Below are 11,660 nucleotides of genomic sequence, written 5' to 3' on the forward strand. Positions count from 1 at the left end.
TTACTCCTTTTGTGAAAATTGCTCTAAGACACGGACATCATTCAAATAAAAGTCGCGAATATCATCAACACCATATTTCAACATGGCAAAGCGATCTGGACCTAAACCAAACGCAAAACCGCCAAAGATTTGCGGATCAACACCTGCCATCTTTAAAACATTTGGATGAACCATCCCCGCACCTAATACTTCGATCCAGCCCGTTTGCTTACAAACCTGGCAGCCTTTCCCACCGCATTTAAAGCAGGAAACATCTACTTCAACCGATGGCTCAGTAAACGGAAAATAACTTGGGCGCAACCTAATCTGACGCTTGGCTCCAAAGACTGTTTGCGCAATTTTTTCAAGCGTCCCTTTTAAATCTGCCATTGTTACATGTTTATCAATCACTAAACCCTCCACTTGATGGAATTGATGGGAATGAGTCGCATCATCGGTATCTCGCCGATAAACTTTACCAGGAGAAATCATCTTCAACGGTCCTTGAGAGAAATCATGTTTTTCCATGGTTCGTGCTTGAACTGGCGAAGTCTGTGTCCGCATTAAAATTTGATCAGTTATATAAAAGGTATCCTGCATATCACGAGCTGGATGATCTTTAGGCAGGTTCATCATTTCAAAGTTATAATGATCTTCTTCAACTTCTGGTCCATCAACAACTTGATAACCCATCCCTAAAAATAGTTTTTCAATTTGATCAATCACCTGCATAATGATGTGTGGCGTTCCAGCTTTAACAGGTACTCCTGGTAACGTTACATCAATCGCTTCACGTTCTAATTTTTTAGAATTTAGAATTAGTTCAACTTGTTCTTTTTGTTTAGCGATAGCAGCAGTTAATTCATCTCTAACCGCATTGGCAAAGCTACCAACTTGTGGACGTTGCTCTTTAGGCAGGTCACGCATGCCTCGTAAAATTTCAGTAATTGGACCTTTTTTACCTAATAAATGAACCCTAATTTTATTGATTTTCTCTAAATTATCTGTTTGCTTAATTTCAGCTAAGGCTTGCTGTTCCAGTCGTTGTAATTTCTCTTGCAAATTCATTTTTGCTCATCGTTCCTTTCTAAAATAATAAAAAAAAACCCCATCCCCTTAAAGGGACGAGGCACGCGTTACCACCCTAATTTTGAAATGTTCTTACATTCCAACACTCAAGTAGATAACGGTCTCCCGGCAAATCATTCATTAAAATTCAAATCCCGATTGCAACTCCAGAAATGAAATTCGTATGTCTCTTAGGAATTGCTCGCAGCAGCTACAACTCTCTCTGAAACTAAAAGATCATATTACTAGTTTCCTTCAATGTTTTTCAATTTTTTAGTTTAACCGTCCAAATCATTTTCGTCAAGTCAAGTTTACTGACAATCATGCAATGAGTACCATTTCTCTGCCCATTTATGGACATCAATCATGACTTGACTCAAATCCTCACCTTGTTTAGTCAACTTATAAACTGGTCGACAATCTGAAACCAATTCACGACTAATAATTCCATCTTCTTCAAGTTCACGCAAGCGTTCAACTAAAACACGATCACTACATTTTGAAATCTTAGCTGTTAATTCTTTAAAACGCTGTGGACCTTCATTCAATAAAACATCAATAATTAAACCGTTCCATTTTTTTCCCAAAATACCAAAAGTTTTTTCAAACTTTGGACAAACTTTAAAATCAACAACTACTCCTGTTTCAGCCATCAATTATCCTCCCCTCAAAGAAAAAAGTACTATTAAAACATAGTATAACATTTTTAATCAAAAAAAAGCTGCTTTTAATTAAAGGCAGCTCACTGAATCTAATTTGAAATTTTCAAACGTTGTTTCACCCTTTTTTCATAGCGGAAAAAAAGTGGTAAACTAAACTCTGAAGTAGCCTCATATTTATCGACCGCTGTAACAATATAACCTTCAGGATATTTGGGCGGCATTAAAGTTGCTCCCCACATATGTTTAAGAATAATGTCACGTTCGAGCAAACTAAGATGTGTAAACTTCTCAGCATTTCTAACTGCAATTCGCGGATGAATCCAAGCATGTGTACCGCTATTAAACTTAGTCGTCCGCCAATCATAATAAAATAAATCATGCAATAATCCTGCCCGAGCTGTTGCCCGTGCATTTAAATGCAATCTTTTTGCAATCCGATAACTATCATATGAAACTGAAATTGAATGTTCCAACCGATTTGAAAAGTAATGCTGTTTATAATTAGCCAAACTTTGAACTTCTGGACGCTCCAATAACTCACCAACATAACTCAAATATTCTTGATCTTGACGCCATTCATCTTTTTTCATATAATACCTCTCTTACTATAACTGTTTTCATAATAAAGCATTCTACAGACCATTTTCAAGAAAAAGCAGCCAAAATCACCATTGATTTAAAAAAATTTAATAATTGCTAAGTTGAAACATTAAAATTCCAGCTGCTACTGCCACATTTAGTGATTCAGCTTGACCGTATATCGGAATATAAATATTTTGAGTCGTTTGTTTCAGCAATTGAAAGTCGACGCCATTGCCTTCATTCCCCATAATCAATGCAAAATTATGAGTACGCTTAACCTGGCGATAATCTAAAGCCTGCGCGCTAACTTCTGTTCCCCAAACCGGATAACCAGATTGAGCAAAGGCTGTGAGCCAATCGCTTAGATTGCCAGTAAACAATCTAATATGAAATTGACTGCCCTGCATTGACCGGACAACTTTTGGTTGAAATAAATCCGCGGTTCCTCTACCAAATACTACCCCGCTAAAGCCAGCCGCATCAGCTGTTCGAACCATTGTACCAATATTTCCAGGATCTTGCACATTATCAAGCAGCAGCCATTTCCCAGCAAGTTCAGCCGGAATTTCCGCAAGACTTTTTTCAAGGGCAGCAATTGCAAAGATTCCTTGTGGATGACCTGTATCACTAATTTTTTCAGCAATAACTGGTGAAATTAAAATTAGCTGCTGTTCCTGATTAATTAACTTTGTTAGTTCAGCTTGTTCCTTAAAATCCGCAGTGACTAAAATGACTTGCAATTTTATTTGTGCTAATAATGCCTCTTTAACTAAATGCCATCCTTCTAATAAGTAGGATTGCTGAATCTTTCTACCCTTTTTGGTTTTTAATTTTGTCCAGTTTTTAACATATCTGTTTTGAATTGATTCAATTTTTTTCATCATTTGACCCCATCAATTGATTAAATACTGTCATTTAGTATATCATAGAAATAAACAAAAATAATTGATCAAGGTGATTAATATGATAGCTGTAAGGATAAAAGTTTATGGTCTCGTTCAAGGAGTTGGGTTTCGCTATTGCACCAAAATTTTAGCCGATCGCTTAAAAATTGCCGGTATTGTTCGCAATGAGGCTGATGGTTCTGTTTATATTGAAGCCCAAGGACCATCAATTGCGGTCCAGGAATTCATCGCAAGGGTAAAGTTATCACCATCTCCTAGCGGTCGGGTAGAAAAAGCAGATGTTTCCTTAATTGCACCAAATCCTGATTATCAAAAATTCCGTGTTACTTACTAAAGAATGAAGAAAATCTTAATTAATTAAAAACAAAATTGAAAAAGGGCAACAGATAAAGTATAGTAAATTACGTAGTTCATTTGAAAGGGATTAGATCATGAAAAAATTAAAACGTTTTATAATGCTGCCTCTCTTTTTTTCGTTAGCCTTTTTTCTTAGTGGCTGTGTCCAGCGAACAAGCAGTGGAAAACCCTACGGAGTAGTTTACGATTATTTGGCGGTGCCTACTCAACACATAATGGTCAGCTTATCTAATCAGTTGGGTGGAAGTTTTGGTTGGGCAATCATTGTAATTACTTTTATTGTTCGTTTAGCTTTAATGCCATTGATGTTACGTCAATCAAAACAAGCAACTGTGCAACAGGAAAAGTTGTCATCAATTCGGCCGCAACTGGTAGAGATCCAAAAAAGACAAAAGGAAGCAAAAACAGCCGAAGAAAAAAATCGGGTAAGTCAGCAGATGATGGAACTTTATCGGAATAATGGGGTCTCTTTGACGGGCGGAATTGGTTGTTTACCAATTCTGATCCAGATGCCAATTTTTGCTGCTTTATATGCAGCCATCCAATATTCCCCAGAGTTATCAAAATCATACTTTTTGGGAATCAATTTGGGACAGAAAAGTTATATTTTAGCAATTCTGACATTTTTAATCTACCTGTTCCAAGGGTATCTTTCAACTTTAGGAATTCCGGCTGAGCAAAAAAACAAATGCAATCGATGATGTTTATGAGCCCAATCATGCTGACTGCGATGACTTTGTTTTCACCAGCTGGTTTAGGTCTTTACTTCTTTATTGGTGGAATCTTTGCTTGCATCCAAGTTGTCTTGATAAACTTAATGCGGCCCAAGATCAGAGCTGAAATTCAAGCTGAATTAAGAAAAAACCCACCTAAAAAAATCGTCCAGGAAGAAGTTCAAAAAGCTTCATCTAATTTGAAACAACAAAAGGCTGAGATTGAAAAAGTTACTAAAGAAAAAATTGCTAATCGCAATCGCAAACGAAATGCTGGTAAACAACATCGCCATAAATAAGTAAAAAGCTGAATTCTTAATGAATTCAGCTTTTTTAGTATATTTGTCTATTTATCCTCAGCTGGTAAAGACTCAGCCTCAATATTTAAAGGTACGAAAATCCTAAAAATCGAGCCTTGGCCTAAGACACTTTCTAAGGTTAATTGTCCATGATAGCCTTCAATTAACCGTTTAGCAATCGAAAGTCCCAAGCCATTGCCACCTTTGCCACGACTACGAGCTTTATCAACCCGATAGAAACGATCAAAAACTTTATTAATATCATCTTGTGAAATTCCCTCGCCAAAATCTTGAACAGCTATTTCAACATAACGAGAATTTTTAGAAACTGATAAATGGATTTCTAAGCGTTCTTTTGAATACTTAACAGCGTTGTCCATTAAAATAATCAACACCTGTTCCAAATGATTGCGATAGATTTTTACTAATGTTTTCTCTTCTAAATCATTATCCATCACAAATGAAAAGTCCGGATGAATCATTTTAAAATTATTAAACACTTGCAAGGCAACTTCTCGAGCATCAGACAGTTCATTTTTAAAATGAATTTCAACCTGTTCCGCTCGTGACAAGTCTAACATTTCTTGTACTAAGCTTTTCATGCGATTAATTTCTTGCAATGAAGCAGCAATTGATTCCTCTAAAACTTGGGGATCATCTTTACCCCAACGATTTAACAATTCTAGATGACCTTGAATAATTGCTACCGGTGTCCGTAATTCATGAGAAACATCTTCGACAAACTGTTGCTGCTGCTCAATATAACGTTGCATTCGATCCAGCATAATATTAAATAATTGACTCAGCTCAGTTAATTCATCATGATGACTAGCAACTGGCACTCGGACATTAGCAACCGGATCATTTTGTGCATCAGCCTGGTTAATTTTTTCAATTGTTTCATTGATCAAATCTATTGGTCGCAACAGCCAAGCTGCTAAAACATATCCTAGCAAAGCACTAGCTAGGGCAGCTGTTAAGCCAAAAACTAAAAAAATTAAAATTAGTTTCCCGCGTGTCGCATCATAATCAACTAAACGATTGGTAACCTGGACATAACCAAGCAAGTGATGTCCAGCCTTGCTGTAAACCGGACTGCGTTTAACAAAAACATGGACACCTTCCTGAGCAAGGAAAGTCGTTTGCGTTTTACTTTTAGCAGTAAATTTAACCGGCACTGAACGTGAGGCAAAGACCTGTTGCCTTTGTCGATTATAAACGCTAACTCCAATATTTTTTCGCGATAAGGTCACAAAAACATCATTTGAGTACAAGTTTTTATGATGCTCGTGATCTTCGTGAACTAAGTCAACATCTGAACTCAATAAACCAGCAACATTAGCCGAATTAAATTCGTGCTTTAAACTGGCCAACTTATTTTGTGCTACCGTTAACGCATCTTGCGCATATTGCTGTTCCTGACGTAAAAGTAAGTTTGAAAAGCTTTGAAACAATAAAATAGAAAATATCCCATAAATCAATAGCACACCGATCCCCGTACCAATTGACCATTTCATTTTTAATGAAAAGCGGCGGGAATTAGCCTGCCGCTTGATTTTCAAGTTTTTACTTTTATTTTTAATCACGAACGCATCACATACCCCGTTCCACGAACCGTTTGAATATAACTTTCTTCACCACGACGATCAATCTTATTTCGTAAATAACGAATATAAACATCAACCACATTGGTTTCAATCTCAGATTCATAACCCCAAACTTTTTTTAACAAAACATCCCGTGATAAAACAACATTGACATTTTCCATTAAGGTCAATAATAGTTCATATTCACGTTTAGTTAATTCAATAACCTCATCACCACGGCGGACTACCCGATTTTCTTTTTCAATCGTTAAATCCTTAAAAGTTACTTTAGTTTGTTTAACAGAATTTTGCTTACTTTCAATCTTAACTCGCCGCAATAAAGCTCTTAATCTTGCCAAAAGCTCTTCAATTGCAAATGGTTTAACGATATAGTCATCTGCTCCGTGATCCAGTCCAGAAACTCGATCAATGACTGAATCTCGAGCTGTCATCATGATAATCGGTGTACTCTTTACCTGTCGAATTCGCCGGCAAACTTCTAGGCCATTTAAAACTGGCAGCATCAAATCAAGCAAAATTGCATCCCAATCATTTTCAAGTGCTGCCTCGAGTCCAGTTCGTCCATTATAATGAACTTCAGTTTCATAGCCTTCATGTTGTAATTCTAATTCGACAAAGCGAGCCAAATTTTTTTCATCCTCAATTATTAATATACGGCTCATACCTGACACTCCTAATTTAAAATTTAATTAATCTTTTATTAACTTTCAATTTCTAATTTACCACAAAAATTGAATTTAGTCGCCCTTTTTAAACAAACTTGAAAATAAAAGAACTGCTACAAAACAAATGTTTCGAACAGTTCTTCAGTTATTCAACTGATCAGCTAAGATTATTCTTCGTGATACCATTCATAATGATAGATCCCTGGTCGATCATTTCTTTCATAAGTGTGGGCTCCAAAATAATCACGCTGAGCTTGAATGATGTTTGCTGGTAAAACTGCCGAACGATATTGATCAAAATAGGTAATTGCGGCCGTAAAACCAGGGACAGCAATGCCAGATTTAATAGCCAGTGCTGAAACATCTCTAACAGCTGCTTGATATTTTTGGGTAACTTCTTTAAAATACGAATCTAACAACAAGTTTTTAAGTTTTGGATCGTGGTTAAAAGCATCTGTAATTTTTTGAAGAAATTGAGCACGAATGATGCAGCCACCCCGCCAGATCATTGCTAACTCACCATAGTTCAGTTGCCAATCAAAATACTCGGAAGCAAATCGTAATTGTTCAAAGCCCTGAGCATAACTCATAATTTTACTAAAGTAAAGCGCTCGACGAATTTTTTCGACTAATTCTTGTCTTTGCTTTTTGGTCAATGACGGCTTTGATGTCTGCGGTCCAGCTAAAACCTGACTTGCTTTAACCCGCTCATCTTTTAAAGCTGAAATATACCGCGCATATACAGACTCAGTGATCAATGATTGTGGAACTCCGAGCTCGAGCGCACTTTGAGAACTCCATTTACCAGTGCCTTTATTGCCTGCTCGATCAAGAATGACATCAACAATTGGCTTTCCTGTTCCCAAATCATCATCACGTGTCAAAATTTCAGCTGTAATTGCTATTAAGTAGCTATCCAATTCGCCTTGATTCCAATTATTAAAAATTGTCGCAATTTCTTTAACTGATAAGCCAAGAATCTGACGAAGCAAATTATAACTTTCGGCAATTAGTTCCATGTCGCCATATTCAATACCATTATGAACCATTTTTACATAGTGACCAGCACCATTCGGCCCAATATAAGTTACACACGGAGTTCCATCGCTTGCTTTGGCCGCAATCTTTTGCAAAATTGGTTCTACTAAATCATAGGCTTCTTTTTGACCACCTGGCATTAATGATGGGCCTTCTAACGCACCCTTTTCACCGCCAGAAACTCCCATTCCAATGAAATTGATACCTGACTCGTCTAACTTGGCATTGCGCCGCATTGTATCACCAAAGAAAGTATTACCACCATCAATTAAAACATCACCTTTTTCCAAATGCGGCAATAATTGTTTGATAATACTATCAGTCGGCGAACCCGCTTTGATCATTAAAATAATCCGCCGTGGTCGTTCCAAAGAATCAACAAACTCTTCAATTGAGTAGCTTGGCACTAAATTGCGTTTAGGATGATCCGCAACAACCTGTTTTGTTTTAGCACCGGTTCGATTAAAAATTGCCACCGGATATCCACGGCTTTCAATATTTAAAGCTAAGTTTTTACCCATGACAGCCATACCAATAACACCAATTTGTGGTTTACCCATCCTTAACCCTCCTTAAAAAATTCCAATCAATTTTATCCTATCAAAATCCTCGTTAAAGTTAAAGCGCATTTAAAACAAATTTCCCATTAAGAAGCCTGTTGATCATCACGATGGATAATTTGTGGAGAGTTATTTCCATCAACGCTTTTTGGAGTAACAATAACTTCAGCAATGTTTTCCTGACTCGGTGTATCAAACATTACATCTCGCATAGTATTTTCAATGATTGATCGCAAACCACGTGCTCCAGTTTTTCTTTCAATTGCTAAACGAGCCACTTCTTTTAAAGCTGCTGGCGTAAACGTCAATTTAACACCATCCATCTTCATTAATTTCGCATATTGTTTAACTAAAGCATTCTTCGGTTCAGTTAAAATTCGGACTAAATCTCCTTCAGTCAATTTTTCCAAAGCAGTTAAAATCGGCAAGCGACCGATAAATTCTGGAATTAAGCCGAATTTTAACAAATCCTCTGGAATAATTTGCTGCATTAAGCTTTTACTCTCATCAAGTTTATTCTCAGCAGTTGCTCCAAAACCAATTGTTTGGTCTCCCAGGCGCCGTTTAACAATTTCTTCGATTCCATCAAATGCACCACCAACAATAAACAAAATATTAGTAGTATCCAGCTGGATAAATTCTTGTTGTGGGTGCTTTCTCCCACCCTGTGGCGGGACATTAGCAATTGTTCCCTCCAAGATCTTTAGTAAAGCTTGTTGAACACCTTCTCCAGAAACATCCCTGGTAATTGAAACATTTTCACTTTTTTTAGCAATCTTGTCAATTTCATCGATATAAATGATGCCACGTTGCGCACGTTCAACATCATAATCAGCATTTTGCAGTAACTTTAGTAAAATGTTCTCAACATCTTCGCCCACATAACCGGCTTCAGTTAACGTTGTTGCATCGGCAATTGCAAATGGAACATTCAAAATCTTAGCTAGGCTTTGAGCTAAAAAGGTTTTTCCTGATCCAGTTGGACCAACTAAACAAATATTACTCTTTTGCAATTCTGTTTCGTCATCTTGATTTAGCTCGGAACTGATTCGCTTATAATGATTATAGACTGCAACAGCCAAAGTTTTTTTAGCTTGCTCTTGGCCAATTACGTATTGATTCAAAATATTAACAATCTCATGCGGTTTGGGCACATTAATTAAATCTTCAGACAATTCAGCCTTAAATTCCTCATCAATTATTTCCTTGCACAAATCAATACATTCATTACAAATGTATACCCCAGGGCCAGCAACTATTTTTTTTACTTGGTCTTGCGATTTACCACAAAATGAACAGACTACTGGGCCATTCTTATCACTATCTTCAAACATTGCTTTCCTCCTAAAGATATTATTCATCTTATTTTACCAAAGAGCTGCTCCAAAGGCTAATAGTTAAGCGATCAATAAAAGAAACACGCCAGCCAAAAGACTGACGTGAAGGAAACAAGCCTAGTAACTTGTCAATTTATTTAGCTGATTCAGATTTTTCAACCTGTTTAGCTGATTCAGTAATTTCATCAATCACTTTGCGAATAGCAATATCATGTTTCAGCATCTCATCACTTAATGACTTACGGATTACGTCCGCTTTCATATTATATTCCTTAGCTAAGTTTTCAAGCTCCTGATTAATTTCATCAGCAGTTACTTCAACATCTTCCTTAGCAACAATTGCTTCCAATACTAAATTGGTCTTAACGCGTTTTTCAGCTCCATCTTCAAATTGTTTACGTAAATCTTTTTCAGAAGTACCAGTAATCTTATAATACGTCTCTGGACTAATTCCTTGTTGCTGCATGCCGTTTAGATACTGATCCATTTGACGTTTGACATCCTCTTCAAGCATTGCTGCTGGAATCGGTCCAATTTTAGCGTTAGTAACTGCCTTATCGATTGCCTCATCTTGAACCGCCTCTTTAGCAGCTTGCTTTTTACTATCTTGCAGTTGTTCTTTGATCTTGGCTTTTAATTCTTCTAAAGTGTCAACCTCTTCATCAACATCCTTAGCAAAATCATCATCTAAGTCTGGCAACTGTTTCTCTTTAACCTCATGTAACTTAACGGAGAAAACAGCTTCTTTGCCTTGAAGATCATGTGCCTGATAATCATCAGGGAATGTTACCTTAACTTCTACTTCATCCTCAGCTTTATGTCCAATTAATTGGTCTTCAAAACCGGGAATAAAAGCGTTAGAACCCAGTTCCAGCGAATAATTCTTAGCTGTGCCACCATCAAACTTCTCACCGTCAACCTTGCCTTCAAAATCGATGATTACGGTATCACCCTTAGCTGCTGGCTGATCTTCCTTTAAAACAAGTTCAGCTTGCTGATCACGCTTTTTCTTCAATTCAGCGGCAACTTCATCATCACTGACCTCAGTCGAATGAGCAGCTACTTCTAAGCCTCGATAATCGCCAACTTCAACTTCGGGTTCAACTGTTACATCAGCTGTTAAGACCCAAGACTGACCTTTTTCCATGCTTTTCACATCAATTTTTGGTTGATCAACTGGTTTAATTTCTGTTTCTGCAATTGCTGCACTGTAAGCATCTGGTAACAAAATATTAACAGCATCTTGATAAAGTGCCTCTTCACCATATAAATGATCGAAAATTTGACGTGGAACTCGTCCCTTACGAAAACCAGGAACATTCAAATTCTTTTTAACTTTTAAGAAGGCTTGATCCAAACCCTCTTTAATCTTATCAGGTTCAATTTCAAAAGTAAGTTTGCCTGTATTCTCACTTTGTTTTTCCCATTTTGCAGACATTATTTTCCCTCCGCACAAAAAATTTATTCAAAAAAGAACTAACACATACTTTATAATTCTAACTTAAATAACTCTAATTGTAAATGATTCTGTTTAAAAAAAGACTTGATTGTCCTCTCAATCAAGTCTAATCAAAATCAATTATAAATATGTACAAAAGCTCGGGCAATTTACCCGAGTTAAAATACCATTAATCCAAGACGTCGGAAACGACACCTGCACCAACAGTTCTTCCACCTTCACGAACAGTAAATTTCAAGCCCTTTTCAATTGCAACTGGAGCAATTAATTCTACTGTAAAGGTTACATTATCACCAGGCATAACCATTTCTACGCCTTCAGGCAATTCGATTACACCAGTAACATCTGTAGTATGGAAGTAAAATTGTGGACGATAATTTGAGAAGAATGGTGTATGACGGCCACCTTCTTCTTTGGTTAAGACATAAA

The 11,660-nt window shown here is 36.9% G+C and carries 11 protein-coding genes, 1 pseudogene and 1 other annotated feature; of the genes and pseudogenes, 2 read left to right on the forward strand and 10 right to left on the reverse strand.

Annotated features, from left to right (window positions below; translation table 11 throughout):
• The 4 genes from pheS to ON15_RS01585 all read right to left on the reverse strand — a co-directional run bounded on the left by pheS (position 1) and on the right by ON15_RS01585 (position 3,172).
• Positions 1-1,047 carry a phenylalanine--tRNA ligase subunit alpha gene (pheS, locus tag ON15_RS01570; RefSeq protein ID WP_010579714.1) on the reverse strand — a complete coding sequence of 349 codons (1,047 nt, stop codon included), beginning with the start codon at positions 1,045-1,047 and terminating at the stop codon, positions 1-3.
• Positions 1,048-1,096: 49 nt separating this feature from the next.
• Positions 1,097-1,315, reverse strand: a binding site (T-box leader).
• A 43-nt stretch (positions 1,316-1,358) separates the two neighbouring features.
• Entirely contained in the window at positions 1,359-1,700 is a 342-nt protein-coding gene (locus ON15_RS01575; protein ID WP_010579715.1) for a winged helix-turn-helix transcriptional regulator, read from the reverse strand.
• A 98-nt stretch (positions 1,701-1,798) separates the two neighbouring features.
• On the reverse strand, positions 1,799-2,299 hold the full coding sequence (locus tag ON15_RS01580; protein ID WP_010579716.1) for an HD domain-containing protein: 501 nt from the start codon (positions 2,297-2,299) through the stop codon (positions 1,799-1,801).
• Between the two features lie 96 nt (positions 2,300-2,395).
• Positions 2,396-3,172, reverse strand: coding sequence for a TrmH family RNA methyltransferase (locus ON15_RS01585; RefSeq protein ID WP_010579717.1), 777 nt, complete (start codon positions 3,170-3,172; stop codon positions 2,396-2,398).
• A gap of 82 nt (positions 3,173-3,254) precedes the next feature.
• Between ON15_RS01585 and ON15_RS01590 the strand changes: the two genes are divergently transcribed.
• The gene (locus ON15_RS01590; protein ID WP_010579718.1) at positions 3,255-3,530 is read left to right on the forward strand and encodes an acylphosphatase; all 276 of its coding nucleotides are present in this window, start codon (positions 3,255-3,257) and stop codon (positions 3,528-3,530) included.
• Between the two features lie 97 nt (positions 3,531-3,627).
• Positions 3,628-4,565, forward strand: a pseudogene (gene yidC / locus ON15_RS01595) (membrane protein insertase YidC).
• Positions 4,566-4,612: 47 nt separating this feature from the next.
• Here yidC and ON15_RS01600 read toward each other — a convergent pair.
• From ON15_RS01600 to ON15_RS01625, 6 genes are all read right to left on the reverse strand, one after another.
• On the reverse strand, positions 4,613-6,082 hold the full coding sequence (locus ON15_RS01600; protein WP_081580130.1) for a HAMP domain-containing sensor histidine kinase: 1,470 nt from the start codon (positions 6,080-6,082) through the stop codon (positions 4,613-4,615).
• A gap of 65 nt (positions 6,083-6,147) precedes the next feature.
• Positions 6,148-6,834, reverse strand: a complete 687-nt coding sequence (locus ON15_RS01605) for a response regulator transcription factor (RefSeq protein ID WP_010579720.1) — start codon at positions 6,832-6,834, stop codon at positions 6,148-6,150.
• A gap of 170 nt (positions 6,835-7,004) precedes the next feature.
• Positions 7,005-8,435, reverse strand: a complete 1,431-nt coding sequence (gene gndA / locus ON15_RS01610) for an NADP-dependent phosphogluconate dehydrogenase (protein ID WP_010579721.1) — start codon at positions 8,433-8,435, stop codon at positions 7,005-7,007.
• A gap of 86 nt (positions 8,436-8,521) precedes the next feature.
• Positions 8,522-9,769: an ATP-dependent Clp protease ATP-binding subunit ClpX gene (gene clpX, locus ON15_RS01615; protein WP_010579722.1), complete on the reverse strand. Its 1,248-nt coding sequence runs from the start codon at positions 9,767-9,769 to the stop codon at positions 8,522-8,524.
• 136 nt (positions 9,770-9,905) lie between these two features.
• A complete protein-coding gene (tig, locus tag ON15_RS01620) occupies positions 9,906-11,210 on the reverse strand; it encodes a trigger factor (protein ID WP_010579723.1) in 1,305 nt (434 codons plus the stop codon).
• 190 nt (positions 11,211-11,400) lie between these two features.
• A partial coding sequence (locus tag ON15_RS01625; RefSeq protein WP_010579724.1) for an EF-Tu C-terminal domain-related protein occupies positions 11,401-11,660 on the reverse strand: 260 nt, incomplete at its 5' end.

Origin of the sequence: Liquorilactobacillus vini DSM 20605 (assembly GCF_000255495.1) — a bacterium.
Classification (GTDB): Bacteria; Bacillota; Bacilli; order Lactobacillales; family Lactobacillaceae; genus Liquorilactobacillus; species Liquorilactobacillus vini.